Raw genomic sequence first — 17,099 nt, 5'->3', positions numbered from 1 at the left:
CGACGCGGGATCCAGGTGACGCGCGTGTCCGCCCCGTTGCGGAAGGAAGCGGCCCGTGGGCCGTGGATCGAACCGGCGGGTCCCACGGATGAGCGGGACAGGCACGGTGCTCGGGTAATTTACCACGTAGGCCATGTCACACGAACATGCGTGACGGATCGCACGGACGACGACGCGGGCCCCGCGGAGTCGTGAAGAGCTCTGCGGGGTCCGCGTGCGGCGTCGTGGTCGGAGACCCGGAGGACGCGTCAGGAACGCCCGGCCCGGGCAGGCTCGGCCGCTGCCCCGGCACGAGAGCGGACACGCCTACCCAGGACCGCGAAGAGGATGATGCCCGCGATGACGATCAGCAGCGAGGTCCACACGTGCACGCGCACACCGGCGATCATCAGGGCCGGGTCCACGCGCAGGAACAGCTCGATGAGCAGTCGCCCGATCCCGTAATAGATCATGTACAGCGCGAAGATCCGCCCGTGCGGGTCCCGCATGCGGCGGTCGATGGCGAGCAGCAGCACCACACCCAGCAGGTTCCACAAGCTCTCATACAGGAATGTGGGGTGGAACAGCGTGTCCGCGGGCAGCCCCGCGGGGAAGTTCGGGGACGCCGGGGAGATCTCGAGCCCCCACGGCAGTGTGGTGGGTCTGCCGAACAGTTCCTGGTTGAACCAGTTGCCCCACCGTCCCACGGCCTGGGCAAGCAGGAGTCCGGGGGCCACGCAGTCCGCGAACACGGCGAGCGACAACCCGTTCTTGCGCGAGACGAACCACGCGGCCACGGCGCCGAACAGCACGGCACCCATGATGCCGAGTCCGCCCTCCCAGATCCGGAAGACGGCCAGGGGGTCCGCGCCGGGCCCGAAGTACCCGGCGGGGTCCGTGATCAGCACGTGGTAGGCGCGCGCCCCCACGATCCCGGCGAGCACCGCCCAGAACACGATGTCCCACAGTACGTCCGGGTCCTGACCGCACTGCTTCCAGCGCCGCATGGTGAGCCAGATGGCCAGGGCCATCCCGAGCAGGATGCACAGCGCGTAGAAGTGCACCGTGAGCGGCCCCAGGTGGATGCTGCTGATGCTCGGGGACGGGATGGAGGCGGGCAGCACCGGCGGCATCAGTCGCGTCCCGCGAGGTGCGCGGCGAGCTCACCCACGGCCTGCGGCCCGCCCTCACCGAGCGCGCGCACGAGAGCCGTGCCCACGATCACGCCGTCCGCGTACGCCCCGATCTCCAGCACGTGCTCGCGGCTGGACACCCCCAGGCCCACGCACACCCGCTCCGCACCGGCCCCGCGTGCGCGGGCGACGACGTCCTCGGCGGCCGAGGACACCTGGTCCCGGGTCCCGGTCACGCCCATCACGGACACCGCGTACACGAAGCCGGAGGCCGCGCTCACAGTCATATCCATGCGCTCACGGGTGGTGGACGGGGCCACCAGGAAGATCCGGTCCAGACCGTGCTCCTCGGAGGCCGCGAACCATTCCTGGGCCTCGTCCGGGATCAGGTCCGGCGTGATGATCCCGGCTCCCCCGGCCTCCTTGAGCCGGCGCGCGAACTCGTCCACCCCCGCCTGCAGCACGGGGTTCCAGTACGTCATCACCACGGGGACCGCGTCCGTCTGCTCGGCGACGGCGCGCACCACGGTGAACGCGTCCTCGACCCGGAAACCGTTGGCGAGCGCCTGGGTGGTCGCCGCCTGGATGACCGGTCCGTCCATCACGGGGTCCGAGTAGGGGATGCCGATCTCGATGATGTCCGCGCCGTTGCGACCCAAGGCCACGGCGGCGGCGGCGGACTCCTCGACGGTGGGGTACCCGGCGGGCAGATAGCCCACGAGGGCCGGGCGGCCCTCGGCCTTGCACTGTTCGATCCGCCACGACAGCGCGGAGTCCGCGCTGCGCGTGAGGTCACGCGGGACGATGCGTTCGGTCAAGCCCGCAGGGGTGTGCTCGGTGGTGCTCACAGTTGTTCGCCTTTCTGCGCCACGCGTTCCTCGTGGCTGTCCTGCGGGAGGAGGTCGAACCACTCCCCCGCGGTGGCCACGTCCTTGTCGCCGCGCCCGGAGAGCGAGACCACGATGATCTTCTGCGCCGCTTCTTCGGGCCCGAGTTCCGCGACCCAGCGGGCAGCGACCTCGCGGGCGCCGGCGAGCGCGTGGGAGGACTCGATGGCCGGGAGGATGCCCTCGGTGCGGCACAGCAGCCGAAAGGCGTCCATGGCCTGGACGTCCGTGACCGCTTCGTAGTTCACGCGCCCGATCGAGTGCAGGTAGGAGTGTTCCGGCCCCACGGCGGGGTAGTCCAGGCCGGCGGAGATCGAGTGGGACTCCACGGTCTGCCCGTCCGGGTCCTGCATGAGGAACGTCTTGGCGCCGTGCAGGACGCCAGGTCGGCCCAGTGTAATGGTCGCGGCGTGGCGGCCGGTCTGCACGCCGTCACCCCCGGCCTCGTTGCCGTAGAGCTGCACGGACTCATCGTCCAGGAAGCCGTGGAAGATCCCGATCGCGTTGGACCCGCCGCCCACGCACGCCGTCACGGCGTCCGGGAGGCGGCCTGCCTGCTCGAGGATCTGCGCGCGGGCCTCCTCACCGATCTGTTCGTGGAAGTAGCGGACCATAGCCGGGAACGGGTGCGGTCCGGCGGCGGTGCCGAGCAGGTAGTGAGTGGTCTCCACGGACGCGACCCAGTCCCGCAGGGCCTCGTTGATCGCGTCCTTGAGGGTGCGGGAACCGTTCTTCACGGCCACGACCTCCGCTCCCAGCAGCCGCATGCGCGCGACATTGAGCGCTTGGCGGCGCGTGTCCTCCTCGCCCATGTACACGCAGCACTCCATGCCGAACAGGGCCGCTGCGGTGGCCGTGGCCACACCGTGCTGGCCCGCGCCTGTCTCGGCGATCAGCCGTGTCTTGCCCATGCGCCGGGCCAACAGGGCCTGCCCCAGCACGTTGTTGATTTTGTGGGAACCGGTGTGGTTGAGGTCCTCACGCTTGAGGAACACGCGCACCCCGAGTTCCGCGCCGAAGCGCTCGACCTCGGTGAGCAGGGAGGGTCGGCCGGAGTACTCGCGGGAGAGCCGTTGGAACTCGTCCTGGAAGGTCTCATCCGTACGAGCCTTGTCGAACGTCTCGGTCAGTTCGTCCAGGGCCGCCACGAGGGACTCGGGCATCCACCGGCCACCGAAGTCCCCGAAGTAAGGGCCCGGGGCGTGCCGGAGGGACTCGGCGTCCCGTGCGGAAGCCTCCCCCGAGACCTGGGCCGCGGCGAGTTCCTCCTGCGCGGCGCTCGGGGTGGCCCCAGCCAAGTACTCGGCCCGGGACATTGCGCCGACCTCCCGGAAGCGACCGATGGTCTGCGCGGGGTCCTCGGCGCGCACGAGCACCTCACCGGTCAGCACCGCGTTGGCGCCGTGGCCCGCGTACAACCGGATCTGCTCCTCCCCCAGGACACCGGACTCCGCCACGATCACGGCCTCGCGTGGCAACCGCTCGGCGAGCCGACCGAACGTGTCCACGTCCACGTCCAGGGTCTTGAGGTTGCGGGTGTTCACCCCGATGATCCGCGCACCCACGGCGACGGCGCGATCGATCTCCTCCTCGGTGTGCGTCTCCACGAGCGCATGCATGCCGAGGTGGTGGGTCAGCTCGAGCAGCTCCCGCAGGGTGGCGTCGTCGAGGGCCGCCACGATGAGCAGCACGATATCCGCACCGTGCGCGCGGGCCTCCCACACCTGGTACTCCTCGACCACGAAGTCCTTGCGCAGCACGGGGATGCCCACGGCGCGGCGCACGGCGTCGAGGTCCGCGAGCGAGCCCCCGAAGCGGCGCTGCTCGGTGAGCACCGAGATCACGGAGGCCCCACCGCGCTCGTACGCGGCGGCCAGCTGCGCCGGGTCCTCGATCGCTGCGAGCGCACCCTTGGACGGGCTCGAGCGCTTGACCTCGGCGATCACCTGCACGGACGCGGGATCCGCACCGCGCAGGGCGGACTCGGCGTCCAGCGCGGGAGTCTGTTCCGCGGCGGCATGGCGCACGTCTCGCAGGGACACCGATGCCTTCCGGGTCTCGAGGTCCTCGCGCACCCCCTCGATGATCCGGTCCAGCACCGTACCGGTGTGCTGCTGCGTCATGCGATTCCTCACTTAGTTCTCGGTGCACGCCGGCGTGCGGTGCACCCGGCGCACGGACGACGATGACCAGTTCCCCGACAGCGCGGAACTGGTCATCGACGGATGAATGCGGTACCGATCCCCTGCGGCGATCAGTGGGACTTGGTCTTGGACCCGCCCTTGCCGTACCCCATGGACTTGAGCACGCCGCCCACGATCACGCCCACGATGATCAGACCGATGCCCACGACCGTCACAGGGACCGAAGCCATCACGAAACCCACGCAGCCCACGATGACACCCACGGTCATCACGCCCACACAGGCCCACGCGGCCACGGTGTTGCCGTGGCCCACCGCGGCGGTGTGGTCCAGGATGATCTGATCGGTGTTCGACATGCGTGTCCACTCTCCCGTGCCGGTTGAGCCGCTCGGCTCTTGGATTGCCGGTCCCGCGTGAGCCGTGGGACCGAGGATTCTCTGACCCCATTGTGCCACTTCCCGGCGCGTGCGCGCCGCAGCCCACGCGGTTCAGTCGGTTTGTGTAGGGTCGTCGCCGCGAGTCAGCGCGTCCCACGTGTCGATGTCGTCCGCGTGCTCCGCGGCCTGGGTCTCCCCGGCCGAGGCCTCGCCACCCCGCGGGTGCATCGCGGCCGTCGTCGCGGCGGTTCCCACGCTGCCGGCGACCGCAGCGCGATCGTAGCGTTGCGCATTGCGCCGTCGCGCGTGCCGGGCGACCACCGCGAGCCACACGCCGCACAGTGCGAGCAGCATCGCGGCGGTCACGGCGGCCCACGGCCACCCGGTAAGGGCGTAGTCCCCGCCGTCGTTGATCACACCCGTCTGCGCGCCGACCGTGGGTTGCGCGGCCGCACGCGAGTCCCCCGTGACGGCCAGCACCGCGAGCACCGCGCCCACGCCCGCTAGCGCGACGACGGCGCCCACGATCATGCGCAGCACCCGGCCTCCCAGCGTGGAGGCCACCGCGGCCACGGCGGCGACAAGACCCAGGGCGGTGACGGCCGGAGCGGCGTCGGCCCCGGGGACGTCCACCGTGACCGACTGCAGGGACGTGGGGACGTCCGCGTGGATCCAGGTGGCGGTGGTCGTGGCGAACAACGCCAGGGCACACAACAGCGTGACCAGGACGGCGGGTGCGGTGCGGCGCAGCAACGTCAGCTCCTCGGGGGACGGGAGGCCCGGGTGTCCGTGCCCGGCTCGCGCAGGGTCTGGGCGATCAGCGCGGCGCGCAACGGCGCGGTGGCCTTGTTGAGGGATTCCTGGGCCTCGGACTCGGGATCCGAATCAGCCACGATACCGCCGCCCGCCTGGACGTACGCCGTACCCTCGAGCAGCAGCGCCGTGCGGATCGCGATCGCCATGTCCATGTTCCCCGCGAAGTCCATGTAGCCCACGACGCCGCCGTAGACGGCCCGGCGCAGCGGCTCGTACTCGTCGAGCAGGCGCAACGCGCGAGGCTTGGGCGCGCCCGAGAGCGTGCCCGCGGGGAACGTGGCGGCGAGGACGTCGTAGGCGGTGACGTCCTCGCGCATGCGCGCGACCACCGTGGAGCACAGGTGCATGATGTGGCTGAAACGCTCGATCTCCATGAACTCGCTCACGTCCACGCTGCCGGGCTCGGCGACCTTGGAGAGATCGTTGCGGGCCAGGTCCACGAGCATGAGGTGCTCCGCGCGTTCCTTCTCGTCCGCGAGCAAGTCCTGGCCCAGGGCCACGTCCTCGTCCACCGTGGCACCTCGCGGGCGGGAGCCCGCGATCGGGTGGGTCATGGCCTGGCGGCCCGTGACCGTCACGAGCGCTTCGGGTGAGGAACCCACGATCGAGTACGGCCGACCTTGGACGTCCTCGAACGAGTACAGGTACATGTACGGGCTCGGGTTGATCCGGCGCAGCGTGCGGTAGACGTCCAGCGAGCTCGCGTGGCACTCAGCCTCGAAGCGGCGCGAGACCACCACCTGGAAGATGTCGCCGTCCACGATCGCCTGCTTGCCGCGGTCGATCGCGGACATGAACAGCTCCCGGTCCCACGACTGGCGCGCGACGGACTCCACGTCCGTGAGCTCCGGTGCTCCCTGCTCCGCGATGGACACCGTAGTGCGCTCGAGCGGGGTGGCCAGGCGGGTCACCATGGAGCGCAACCGGGACACGGCGTCGTGGTAGGCGGCATCCACGTTCTCGTCCGTGCCGTTGACGTTCACGGCATTGGCCACGAGCAGCACGGAGCCGTCCTTGCTGTCGTGCACGGCCATGTCCGCGACCAGGTTCATGGCCAGCTCGGGCATGTGCAAGTCATCCTCGGGCGGGTTGGGCAGGGTCTCCCAGCGGCGCACGGCCTCCCAGCCCACGAAACCCACCATCCCGCTCGTGAGCGGTGGGACGCCCTCGAAGGGTGCGGTGTGCAGCAACTGCATGGTCGCGCGCAGGGCGTCGAGGGGATCACCGTCCACCGGTGCCCCGGCCGGTGCGTCACCGATCCAGTGCGCCTGCCCGTCCCGGGAGGTCAGCGTGGCCACGGAACCGGCCCCCACGAACGAGTAGCGGGACCACACCCCGCCCTCCGCGGCGGACTCGAGCAGGAACGTGCCCGGGCGGGGTTCGCCCTCGCGGGTCACGAGCGCGCGGTACAGACCCACGGGGGTCAGTGAGTCCGCGAGCACCGTGGTGCGCACCGGGATCACGCGGCGGGTCGCGGCATACTGCCGGAACTCCTCAAGGGTGGGGGTGATACTGCCGAGTTCGTGCATTTAAACCGCCTGTTCCGCGTGGAGGTCTCGATCGTCGAAACACGTGCGCGAGCCCGTGTGGCATGCCGCGCCGTGCTGGTCCACCTGCACGAGCAGGGCGTCCCCGTCACAGTCCAGGCTCACGGAGTGCACGCTCTGGTAGTGCCCGGAGGTGTCCCCCTTGCGCCAGTACTCCTGGCGGGACCGCGACCAGAAGGTCACGCGACCCTCGGTCAGGGTGCGGTGCAGGGCCTCGTCGTTCATCCAGCCCAGCATGAGCACCTCCTTGGTGTCGTACTGCTGGATGATCGCCGCCACGAGTCCCGCCTCGTTGTGCGAGAGCTGCTCGGCGATGCGGGGGTCCAGGTTGTGGGTCGTGAACTCGTCCGTGGCGGTACTCATCCGGGTCTCCTGGCTCTGGGACATCAGCGCACCTCGTAACCTGCGGCACGCAGGGCGTTCTTGACGTCCGCGATCGCGTCGTCCGGGCCGAAGTGGAACACCGAGGCCGCCAGCACCGCGTCCGCGCCGGCGGCGACCGCGGGCGGGAAGTGCTCGGGTGCCCCGGCCCCGCCCGACGCGATGAGCGGAACGTTTACCCGATCCCGCACGGCGGAGATCATCTCCAGGTCGAAGCCCTCGCGGGTCCCGTCCGCGTCCATCGAGTTGAGCAGGATCTCCCCGACCCCGCGTTCCTCGGCCTCCCGGGCCCACTCGAGCGCGTCCAGGCCCGTGAGCGTGCGCCCACCGCGCGTGGTGACCTCGAAACCGGACGGGGTGTTGCCCGTGCGTTTCGCGTCCAGGGACAGCACGAGCACCTGGTTGCCGAAGCGGTTCGTGATCTCGTCGATGACCTCCGGGCGCGTGACCGCCGCGGTGTTGATCGAGGCCTTGTCCGCGCCGCAGCGCAGCAACCGATCCACGTCCTGCGCCGTGCGCACGCCGCCGCCCACGGTCAGGGGGATGAACACCTTCTCGGCAGTACGGGCCACGACGTCGAACATGGTGTCCCGCTCGCTCGAGGACGCGGTCACGTCCAGGAACGTGAGCTCGTCCGCGCCGGCCAGGTTGTAGCGCGCCGCGAGTTCCACAGGATCCCCCGCGTCCCGCAGGTTCTCGAAGTTCACGCCCTTGACCACGCGCCCGGCATCGACATCCAGACACGGAATGACTCGTACGGCCACACCCATTACGCCACCGTCCTCACTGCTCTCGACTTCTCTTCGCCCGCGCCCGCGTCAGATCCGCGCGGCCTGGATGGGTGAGACCAGGATGGCCCGGGCCCCCACCTCGTAGAGCGCGTCCATGACCTTGTTGGTGTCGCTCTTGCGCACCATCGCGCGAACGGCCACCGCGCCGTCGTGACCGAGCGGGGAGATCGTGGGGCCCTGCATACCCGGGGTGATCTCGGTGGCGGCGGCCAGCAGGTCCTCGGTGATGTCGTAGTCCATCATCACGTACTGCCGCGCGACCAGCACACCCTGCAGACGACGTCGCAGCACGCGCAGTCCCTCGGGTTCCGGTTCGTCGCCGCGGCGGATGAGCAGCGCCTCGGAGGTCATGATCGGTTCGTCGAAGATCTCGAGGCCCGCCGCGCGCAGGGTGTTGCCGGTCTCCACGACGTCCGCGATCGCGTCCGCGACACCCAACCGGATGGAGGATTCTACGGCGCCGTCCAGGCGCACGACCTCGGCATCCACGCCGCGGTCCGCGAGGTAACGCTCCAGCAGCAACTGGTAGCTCGTGGCGATCCGCTTGCCCTCGAGTTCCTGCACGGACTCGAACTGGCCGCGCGGGCCGGCCAACCGGAAGGTGGAACGGGCGAAGTCCAGGCCCAGCTCTTCCTCGGCCTCCGCGCCGGAATCGAGCAGCAGGTCCCGTCCGGTGATCCCCAGGTCCAGGGTGCCGCCACCCACGTAGATCGCGATGTCCCGCGGGCGCAGGTAGAAGAACTCCACGTGGTTGTCGTTGTCCACCAGCACGAGTTCCCGGGTGCTGCGCCGCTGCCGGTAACCGGCCTCGGTGAGCATGGTGATGGCGGCTTCAGACAGCGCGCCCTTATTGGGCACGGCTACTCGCAGCATGGGATTCCTTTCCGCGGGGCGCAGATAACGGGGATCGGGGCGGTGCCCGGAGCGGGTGACGCGCGGGGCTCAGAGGTACTTGTAGACGTCCTCGAGGCTCATACCCTTGGCGATCATCATGACCTGCACGTGGTAGAGCAACTGGGAGATCTCCTCCGCGGCCTCGGCGTCGGACTCGTACTCGCACGCCATCCAGACCTCGGCGGCCTCCTCGACGACCTTCTTCCCGATGCCGTGGATCCCGGAGTCCAGTTCCGTGACGGTCCTGGATCCCTCGGGGCGTTGCTCGGCCTTGGTGCGCAGTTCGGTGAAGAGGTCTTCGAAGGTTTTCACCCCTTCAGGGTAATGGGTGCGCGTGCCCGTCCCGAACGCGTGGCACATGCACGCCGCTCGCGGCCGGCCTCCGCGGATCGAGCGTGGCGGACCGGCCGCGAGCGTCTGCTCCGTTCAGACCCCGTGCTCGCGCAGGGTCAGGGCGGTGCTCAGGGCGGCGTGGGCGGCCTCGTAGCCCTTGTCCTCGTGCGAGCCCTCGAGGCCGGCGCGGTCCAGACCCTGTTCCTCCGTGTCACACGTGAGTACGCCGAAACCCACCGGGGTCCCGGTGGCCACGGACACGTCCGTGAGTCCGGAGGTCGCGGCGTGGCACACGTAGTCGAAGTGCGGGGTGCCGCCGCGGATCACGACGCCGAGCGCGACCACCGCGTCCGCCGCCTCCGCCAGGCGGCGGGCGGCCACGGGCAGCTCGAAGCTCCCGGGCACGCGCACCCGCACGACCGTGCCGGTGTTCGCTTCCGTGAGGGCGCGCAGGGCGCCGTCGAGCAGCCCGTCCATGATCGTCGTGTGCCAGCTCGCGGCGACCACGGCCACGGTCAGGTCCGAGGCGTCGAGGTCCGAGGCGAGGGTGGTCGGGGCGCCGTGTCCGCTCATGATGTTTCTCCTGGGTTGAGGTGGGTCAGGTGGTGGTGCATGCGGTCGCGCTTGGTGCGCAGGTAGTCCAGGTTCTCGGTGCGCGCGTGGACCTCGTGGGGGATCACGTCCGCCACGGTAATCCCGAGCGCCTCGAGCTTGGCGACCTTGTCCGGGTTGTTGGTCAGCAGCCGCACCGTGGTCAGGCCCATGGCCGCGAGGATCCGGGCGGCGGCGGTGTAGTCCCGGGCCTCCGCGGGCAGCCCGAGCATGGTGTTGGCGTCCACGGTGTCCGCTCCGCCGTCCTGGAGCTTGTAGGCGCGCAGCTTGTTGATCAGCCCGATCCCGCGGCCCTCGTGGTTGCGCAGGTACAGCACCGTGCCCCCGTGGCGGGAGATCCGTTCCAGCGCCAGGTGCAGTTGCGGTCCGCAGTCACAGCGCCACGAGCCGAAGACGTCCCCGGTGAGGCACTCGGAATGCAGCCGCAGCAACGGTGGCAGAGCGGCTTCGTCGGCGGGCGGGGGTGCCGTGAGCGAGACGTGCTCGGCGGCGGGGATCCCCGACGGCTCCGGAACGCGCCAACCGGTCACCGAGAACGTGCCGTACTCGGAGGGCACGGTCACGGGGTCGCTGTGGTGCAGGGGCTCCGCTCCCGGAGCCGCGTGATTGTCGGCCGGTGACGCGTGTTCGGGGATCTCACCGTGGTCGAAAACGCTCATGCGATGCGGTCTCCCTCCCCCGTGGTGTCCACCGACGGCGCGGTGGCGCCCCCGGCGACGTCGACGGCGCTCGGTCGAGTTGTGCCCTTCGCGTCCTGAGCCGCGGCACCGGCGTCGTTCGCGGCCGCCCGCGGGACGGCGTCCTCAGCGGCATCCGTCGCGTCCAGGTGGGCGATCAGATCGGCGATGCTGATCATTACGAGCCCGTGCTCGTCCGCGAACCGCCGCAGGGCGGGGGCGCGCAGGGGCTGCCCGGCGTCGTCGACGATCTCCGCGATCGCACCCACGGGCTCGCACCCCGCGAGCCGCGCGAGCTCCACGGCGGCCTCGGTGTGCCCCGCGCGTTCGCGCACCCCGCCAGGGACCGCGCGCAGCGGCAGGATGTGGCCGGGCCGCGTGAGCTCGGCCGCGGTGGTGCCGGGCAGCGCGAGCAGTCGTGTGGTCAGCGCCCGGTCCCGCGCGCTGATCCCGGTGGTGATCCCGGTGCGGGCGTCGCACGTCACGGTGTACGCCGTGGCCTTGGCGTCCTCGTTGTGTTCGGTCATGGGCGGCAGGGCAAGCCGGTCCGCGCGCTCGTCGGTCATGGGCACGCACACCACCCCGGAGCTGTGCCGGATCGTGAAGCCCATGAGGGCCTGGGTCGCGTGCTGGGCCGCGAACACCAGGTCGCCCTCGTTCTCCCGGTCCTCGTCGTCCACGACAACGACCGCGGCACCCGAGGCCATCGCGACCACGGCGTCCGCGACCGGATCGAGGGCGACGCCGCGCGGTGTCGCGGGTGCCGCGTACGAGGCCAGGCGCTCGGCGTACTTGGCGAGCACGTCCACCTCGAGGTTGACGGTGGAACCCGGCGTGCGAGCGCCGAGCGTGGTCGCGCGCAGGGTCTCCGGGATCAGCCCCACCTCGAACCACGCCTCGGGTTCGTCCGTGGAGTTCACCGCCGTGACCGTGAGGGACACGCCGTCCACGGCGATCGAGCCCTTGACCGCGATGTAGCGCGCAAGTGCCACGGGGACTCTGATCCGCACGGTCTCCCATCCGGTGTGGGACGTGCGCTGCATCACGGTGCCCACGCCGTCCACGTGCCCCTGGACCACGTGCCCGTCCAGGCGCTGCCCGGCTGCGGTGCAGCGTTCCACGTTCACCAGGTCACCGTGTCCGAGCGCCCCCAGGGTGGTCAGGCGCAGTGTCTCGCCCATGACGTCCGCGGTGAAGTCCCCCGCCGCGCCCGAGGGGACCGCGGTCAGGCACACCCCGTTGACCGCGAGTGAGCCGCCGTGGGGCAGGTCCGCGACGAGTGGCCCCGCGGACACGTGCAGCCGGGCGGCGTCCTGCGCCAACCGTTCCACACGTTCCACGGTGGCCTGGGCTTCGACAATTCCGGTGAACACTGATTCTCCTTGGGGATCCGGGGTGCGCGGGGTTCTCGGGAACTTCCCGGCGCGAGGTCTTGGTGTGCTGTGTCAGTTCAGGGACGTGTCATGGGGCGTCGGGTACGGGACCCGTGGGCCGCAAGTGCCACCGTCCATCGACGCCCACGCGGCTGATCGCCTCCATCTGCTCCGTGGCCTCTTCGTGGCCGGGGCGCGCGAGCTCCGCCGGGTGCCGCACAGGGTCACCGCGCCATGACGACGCCGCGGCAAGCGTCCCGATCCCGAGCGACGCGACCGACGCCGCGCCGTCCCCGAGGATCAGTGGGGCCTGGTACAACCACAGCTCGTCCACGAGATCGGCGGCGAGGAACGCGGCGGACACCGTGGGCCCGCCTTCCACGAGCACGTGGGAAACCCCGCGTTCACGGAGGTGTTGTAACGCCTCGGCGGGATCGTGCGTGGTGAGGTGGATGAACCGCCCGTCGTGCCCGCGGTCGGCGCATGCGACCTCTCCGTGATCCGTTCCGGTGTCTCCCGGGGCTCCACGTTCGGTGTCTTCCCGGGGCGCGCGGTCGACGACGCCGCGCCGGACCTTGGCATCCGCGGGCACGGGGCGGGTGCTCATGACTGCCCGCAGGGGTTGCCGCGCGAGGGGTTCACCCGCGGCATCCCGCGCGGTCAGGGTCGGGTCGTCCGCGCGCAGGGTCCCGCCGCCCACCAGGATCGCGTCCACCCGGGTGCGCAGGGCGTGGCCCTGATCCCGAGCGGGTGCACCCGTGATCCACTGGCTCGTCCCGTCCGCGGCGGCCACGCGGCCGTCGATCGTTTGAGCGAGTTTCAGCGTCACGAACGGTCGCGCATCATGCTGGGCAATGAACCAGCGGTCATTGAGATCGTGGGCTTCCCTCGCGAGCAGCCCCTGACGCACGTCCACCCCGTGTGCGGCGAGGAACGCGCCGCCCCCGCGGGCGGTGTCCGTGCCGTCGGCCACCGCGTAAATGACCCGGGGGATCCCCGCGTCGAGGATCGCGCGCGAGCACGGGCCGGTGCGTCCGGTGTGGTTGCAGGGTTCGAGGGACACGACCATGGTGGTGTCCTCGAGAGGTGTCCCCGCCTCACGGGCCAGATGCAGGGCGTCCGCCTCCGCATGCGGGGTGCCCGCCCCGCGGTGATGACCCACGTGCAGGATCTCCCCCGCGGCGGAGAGGATCACGGCGCCCACCACGGGATTGGCCCCGCGGATCCCCCGCCGAGCCGCTTCCAGAGCCGCGCGCATCGCCTCGTGTTCCGCGGCCGAGAAGTCGTGGGACGGCTCCGCCCCCGGACGGGAGCGGGGCGTGGGCCCCGGCGCAGCGGCGTCGTCGTACGCCGTCACTTCTCGTCCTCACCCACGGACAGGCGCAGGTCCGGGAAGCCCGTCTCGATCGTCGCGCGACGGCGCTGGCGCGTGTTCACGCGCCACCACACGAAGAACCCGGCGAGCGTGAAGGCGCCGTAGAACACGTACATCAAGCCCGAGGCGTAGTAACCGGCGGAGAACAGGAGGGGCACGCCCACGATGTCCACGGCGACCCACAACAGCCAGAACTCGACCCAGCCCTTGGCCATCCCGAGCGTTGCGAGCAGCGAGCCCATGAAGATCCAGGCGTCCGCCCACACGGGTTCGTACGAGCCCAGGGCGCGGAAGATGGGTGTGAGAAGTGCCGTCCCGAACACGAGGGCGACCACGAGGAACACGCGTTCGCGGGCGGTGGCCCAACGCGGGGACACGGCCTCCTCGGACGCCCCGCGGGACCGGCGCCACTGCACCCAGCCGTACACGGACACCGCGATGAACATGACCTGACGGCCGGCCTGGCCCAACAGGTTCACGGGGTTGGGGGTGTCGAACACCGCGCCCAGGAAGACGGTCAGCAGGATCGCGTTGCCCACGATCCCCACGGGCCACGCCCACACTTTGCGGCGCATTCCGCCCAGCGCGGACAGCAGCCCGAACACGTTGCCGAGCACCTCGCGCCACAGGATGAAACCGTCGCCCACCCGCAACTGCGCGTCGAACAACCAACGCAGGACGTCCACGGTGTCTCCTCTCACCCGCCACTGTCGGTGGTCCCGGGGAGGAATGCGCACACGCGTCGAAAACGATCGCGCGGCGGAGCACGTCACAGCACCACCCGACGGACCGCGATCGCGTGCGACCGCGCACGGTCAGGACGCCGTGACGCTCACGTGTGCCTACCATCCAGACTGTACTGTCGGTACCGGATTTCCACCGGTTCGGCCGATCCCTCCGTGCGCATCCCCGGTGGTTCCCACGGGAACCTGCTCGGTGCTGTGCACGGTGTTCACGGTTCGCGGACTGTCACCGCCGGTTCGGAATTGCACCGACCCCGGAACACGTTGCTGCGCTCATTATGCCACGCGGCCTCACCATGCCCGTGATCGGGGGCACCGGGCGGTCACGTCCTGGTTTTCTGGCCGTTCTCCCGGCCCTGCAGATCCGAGAGCAGTCCGGTGACGCGGGCCTTGATGTCGTCGCGGATCCTGCGCACGTCCGCGAGGGGCTGACCGGCCGGGTCGTCGAGGTCCCAGTCCTCGTAGCGCTTGCCCGGAAACACGGGGCAGGTGTCCCCACAGCCCATGGTGATGACGACGTCGGAGGCCCTGACCTGCTCCGTCCGCAGGATCGTGGGCACGGCTGCGGTGATATCGATGCCCTCCTCAGCCATTGCCTCCACGGCCACCGGGTTCAGGCTCTCTGCCGGTTCGGACCCGGCCGAACGGACATCGATGCTCCCGCCTGACATCGCGGCCAGGTAGCCCGCCGCCATCTGGGAGCGGCCCGCGTTGTGGACGCAGACGAAGAGCACGGTCGGTTTCGTGGGTGATGGTGCGCTCATGATGCGGTCTCCCGGGTTCGGTGGGTGGGGACGGAGGGATCGTTCGGGAACACGCGCGGGCCGGCCCACAGGGCCACGTAGACCAGGCCGATCAGGACGGGCACTTCGATCAACGGCCCCACGACGCCGGCCAGTGCCTGCCCGGAGGTGACGCCGAAGGTGCTGATGGCCACGGCGATCGCCAGTTCGAAGTTGTTGCCCGACGCGGTGAAAGCCACCGTGGCCGACTTGCCGTAGTCGAGCCCCACCGCTTTCGAGGCGAAGAGGCCGATGACGAACATCAGAGCGAAGTACACGAGCAATGGCAGCGCGATCCTGACCACGTCGAGGGGCTGTGAGGTGATGGCGTCCCCCTGGAGCGCGAAGAGCATCACGATGGTGAACAGGAGGCCGTACAGGGCCCACGGGCCGATCGCGGGGAGGAACTTCTCCTCGTACCAGTCCCGGCCCTTCGCCCGTTCACCCAGGACGCGGGTGAGGAAGCCTGCGAGCAGCGGGATGCCGAGGAACACCAGGACGGATCCCACGATCGCCCCCACGGAGAATTCGGCCGTGGTGGTGGGCAGCCCCAGCCACGACGGCAGGACCTGGAGGTAGAACCACCCCAGAGCGCCGAAGGCTACGACCTGGAAGACGGAGTTGATGGCCACGAGCACGGCCGCACTCTCCCGGTCGCCGCATGCGAGGTCGTTCCAGATCAGGACCATGGCGATGCACCGGGCCAGGCCCACGATGATCAACCCGGTGCGGTACTCGGGCAGATCGGGCAGGAACACCCAGGCGAGCACGAACATCACCGCCGGTCCCACGACCCAGTTGAGCACGAGCGACAGGCCCAGCAATCGCTTGTCGCCGGTCACGCGGCGGGTCTCGTCGTAGCGCACCTTCGCCAGGACGGGATACATCATCACCAGCAGACCGACTGCGATCGGCAGCGACACCTGTCCGATCGTCATGGCTTCCAAGGCCGTGTTCAGCCCCGGCACCAGCCGGCCCAGCAGCAGGCCCACGCCCATGGCCAGCAGGATCCAGGCCGGCAGCCACCGGTCCAGGAACGACATGCTCTGCCTCACCGGTGCGGAGGCGATGGTGGTACTCACGGGCGGCGAGCTCCTCGTATCGACGGTCATCTATGGGACACACGCTACGAGGTCATATAGATGTCCGTCAATGTAAAATCTCGGTATGAAAGCACCCGCGCAACGACCCGAGCTGATCGATGAGAAAGCAACCGAGTGCTGCTCGCTCGCCTCCTCGCCGCTCGGGGCCGGCGAGGCCGAGCGCATGACCGCGAAGCTCAAGGCGCTCTCCGACCCGACGCGCCTGCGGTTGCTCTCCCACATCGCCGTGCAGGGCTGCGACACAGTGTGCGCCTGCGACCTGCTGGACGTCCTCGACATCAGCCAGCCCACCGTGAGTCATCACCTCAAGAAGCTGGTGGACGCCGGACTGCTCACACGCGAGCAGCGCGGCAAGTGGGCGCACTACACCGTGGTGCGCGGCGCCTTCACGGAACTGCGTGAACTCCTGGACCTGCGCTGACAGGCAGGGCGTTCTCCGCGGACCCGTCATCGGGGCGCGCATAAATTCAGGCCCGGTGCTCCCGCGCGGTCCTGCGGAGTGCCTCGATCGCGGCGGCGGGGTCGTCCTGGCCGTAGACCGCGGAACCGGCGACGAACGTGTCCGCCCCAGCCTCCGCGGCGCGCACGATGGTCTCCTCCGTGATCCCGCCGTCCACCTGCAGCGCGATCGTGCCCCCGTGGGCCTTGACCGCCGCCGCGGCGCGGCGCAGCTTGGGCAGGGTCACGTCCAGGAACTTCTGGCCGCCGAAGCCGGGTTCCACAGTCATGATGAGCAACATGTCCAGCTCCGGCAGTAGGTCCAGGTACGGCTCGATCGGCGTGGCCGGACGCACCGCGAGTCCCGCTCGGGCACCCGCCGCGCGCAGTTCACGCGCGAGCTTGATCGGCGCCGTGGCGGCTTCCGCGTGGAACGTCACCGACGCGCACCCTGCCTCCGCGTACGCCGGGGCCCACCGGTCCGGGTCCTCGATCATCAGGTGTAGGTCCAGGGGGATCGGGGAGACGGCCTGCAATCGTTCCACGACCGGCAACCCCAGGGTCAGATTGGGGACGAAGTGGTTGTCCATCACATCCACGTGCGCCGCATCCGCGTTCGAGATGCGCTGGAGTTCCTCCGCGAGCCGGGAGAAGTCCGCGGAGAGGATGGACGGGTGGATGTCACAGCGGGACATGGTTCCTCCTGGGAATAGT

The 17,099-nt window shown here is 70.0% G+C and carries 19 protein-coding genes and 1 riboswitch; of the genes, 1 reads left to right on the top strand and 18 read right to left on the bottom strand.

Features of this window, described 5'->3' with window-relative positions; genetic code table 11:
- Positions 1-248: 248 nt before the first annotated feature.
- The 17 genes from lgt to arsB all read right to left on the bottom strand — a co-directional run bounded on the left by lgt (position 249) and on the right by arsB (position 15,956).
- Positions 249-1,112 carry a prolipoprotein diacylglyceryl transferase gene (gene lgt, locus ACW9PK_RS12050; RefSeq protein WP_457015993.1) on the bottom strand — a complete coding sequence of 288 codons (864 nt, stop codon included), beginning with the start codon at positions 1,110-1,112 and terminating at the stop codon, positions 249-251.
- Positions 1,112-1,918, bottom strand: a complete 807-nt coding sequence (trpA, locus tag ACW9PK_RS12045; protein ID WP_457017225.1) for a tryptophan synthase subunit alpha — start codon at positions 1,916-1,918, stop codon at positions 1,112-1,114. Before trpA ends, lgt begins: the two co-directional genes overlap by 1 nt.
- A gap of 38 nt (positions 1,919-1,956) precedes the next feature.
- Positions 1,957-4,122, bottom strand: coding sequence for a bifunctional phosphoribosylanthranilate isomerase/tryptophan synthase subunit beta (locus ACW9PK_RS12040; protein ID WP_457015992.1), 2,166 nt, complete (start codon positions 4,120-4,122; stop codon positions 1,957-1,959).
- A 131-nt stretch (positions 4,123-4,253) separates the two neighbouring features.
- The gene (locus ACW9PK_RS12035) at positions 4,254-4,499 is read right to left on the bottom strand and encodes an HGxxPAAW family protein (RefSeq protein ID WP_098054460.1); all 246 of its coding nucleotides are present in this window, start codon (positions 4,497-4,499) and stop codon (positions 4,254-4,256) included.
- A gap of 132 nt (positions 4,500-4,631) precedes the next feature.
- On the bottom strand, positions 4,632-5,273 hold the full coding sequence (locus ACW9PK_RS12030) for a Trp biosynthesis-associated membrane protein (protein ID WP_368835354.1): 642 nt from the start codon (positions 5,271-5,273) through the stop codon (positions 4,632-4,634).
- Positions 5,274-5,275: 2 nt separating this feature from the next.
- Positions 5,276-6,865, bottom strand: a complete 1,590-nt coding sequence (locus ACW9PK_RS12025) for an anthranilate synthase component I (protein ID WP_457015990.1) — start codon at positions 6,863-6,865, stop codon at positions 5,276-5,278.
- The gene (gene hisI / locus ACW9PK_RS12020; RefSeq protein ID WP_457015989.1) at positions 6,866-7,270 is read right to left on the bottom strand and encodes a phosphoribosyl-AMP cyclohydrolase; all 405 of its coding nucleotides are present in this window, start codon (positions 7,268-7,270) and stop codon (positions 6,866-6,868) included. It lies immediately after the preceding gene.
- A complete protein-coding gene (gene hisF / locus ACW9PK_RS12015; RefSeq protein WP_064846823.1) occupies positions 7,270-8,034 on the bottom strand; it encodes an imidazole glycerol phosphate synthase subunit HisF in 765 nt (254 codons plus the stop codon). Before hisF ends, hisI begins: the two co-directional genes overlap by 1 nt.
- A gap of 48 nt (positions 8,035-8,082) precedes the next feature.
- Positions 8,083-8,928 (bottom strand): ATP phosphoribosyltransferase, encoded by an 846-nt coding sequence (hisG, locus tag ACW9PK_RS12010; RefSeq protein WP_035962116.1) that lies wholly within the window; start codon positions 8,926-8,928, stop codon positions 8,083-8,085.
- A 69-nt stretch (positions 8,929-8,997) separates the two neighbouring features.
- Positions 8,998-9,261, bottom strand: a complete 264-nt coding sequence (locus ACW9PK_RS12005) for a phosphoribosyl-ATP diphosphatase (RefSeq protein ID WP_035962118.1) — start codon at positions 9,259-9,261, stop codon at positions 8,998-9,000.
- Between the two features lie 114 nt (positions 9,262-9,375).
- Positions 9,376-9,855 (bottom strand): 6,7-dimethyl-8-ribityllumazine synthase, encoded by a 480-nt coding sequence (gene ribH, locus ACW9PK_RS12000; RefSeq protein ID WP_457015988.1) that lies wholly within the window; start codon positions 9,853-9,855, stop codon positions 9,376-9,378.
- Entirely contained in the window at positions 9,852-10,553 is a 702-nt protein-coding gene (locus tag ACW9PK_RS11995; protein WP_085108532.1) for a GTP cyclohydrolase II, read from the bottom strand. Before ACW9PK_RS11995 ends, ribH begins: the two co-directional genes overlap by 4 nt.
- Positions 10,550-11,944 (bottom strand): 3,4-dihydroxy-2-butanone-4-phosphate synthase, encoded by a 1,395-nt coding sequence (gene ribB / locus ACW9PK_RS11990; RefSeq protein WP_457015987.1) that lies wholly within the window; start codon positions 11,942-11,944, stop codon positions 10,550-10,552. The genes ACW9PK_RS11995 and ribB overlap by 4 nt, the downstream gene beginning before the upstream one ends.
- Positions 11,945-12,032: 88 nt before the next feature.
- Positions 12,033-13,202, bottom strand: coding sequence for a bifunctional diaminohydroxyphosphoribosylaminopyrimidine deaminase/5-amino-6-(5-phosphoribosylamino)uracil reductase RibD (gene ribD / locus ACW9PK_RS11985; protein ID WP_457017223.1), 1,170 nt, complete (start codon positions 13,200-13,202; stop codon positions 12,033-12,035).
- 95 nt (positions 13,203-13,297) lie between these two features.
- A complete protein-coding gene (gene pnuC, locus ACW9PK_RS11980; RefSeq protein WP_131332861.1) occupies positions 13,298-14,005 on the bottom strand; it encodes a nicotinamide riboside transporter PnuC in 708 nt (235 codons plus the stop codon).
- Positions 14,006-14,152: 147 nt separating this feature from the next.
- A riboswitch (FMN riboswitch) is annotated at positions 14,153-14,328 on the bottom strand.
- Positions 14,329-14,385: 57 nt separating this feature from the next.
- The gene (locus ACW9PK_RS11975) at positions 14,386-14,826 is read right to left on the bottom strand and encodes an arsenate reductase ArsC (protein WP_085108526.1); all 441 of its coding nucleotides are present in this window, start codon (positions 14,824-14,826) and stop codon (positions 14,386-14,388) included.
- Entirely contained in the window at positions 14,823-15,956 is a 1,134-nt protein-coding gene (arsB, locus tag ACW9PK_RS11970; protein ID WP_457015986.1) for an ACR3 family arsenite efflux transporter, read from the bottom strand. Before arsB ends, ACW9PK_RS11975 begins: the two co-directional genes overlap by 4 nt.
- 55 nt (positions 15,957-16,011) lie before the next feature.
- On the opposite strand from arsB, the gene ACW9PK_RS11965 reads away from it, so the two are divergent.
- Positions 16,012-16,368 (top strand): ArsR/SmtB family transcription factor, encoded by a 357-nt coding sequence (locus ACW9PK_RS11965; protein WP_457015985.1) that lies wholly within the window; start codon positions 16,012-16,014, stop codon positions 16,366-16,368.
- A 46-nt stretch (positions 16,369-16,414) separates the two neighbouring features.
- On the opposite strand, the gene rpe is transcribed toward ACW9PK_RS11965, so the two are convergent.
- A complete protein-coding gene (gene rpe, locus ACW9PK_RS11960) occupies positions 16,415-17,080 on the bottom strand; it encodes a ribulose-phosphate 3-epimerase (RefSeq protein WP_064846815.1) in 666 nt (221 codons plus the stop codon).
- Positions 17,081-17,099: the final 19 nt, after the last annotated feature.

The sequence above is a fragment of the Kocuria sp. MNB10 genome, from assembly GCF_054073685.1.
This window is presented reverse-complemented; position numbering and strand designations above follow the sequence as displayed.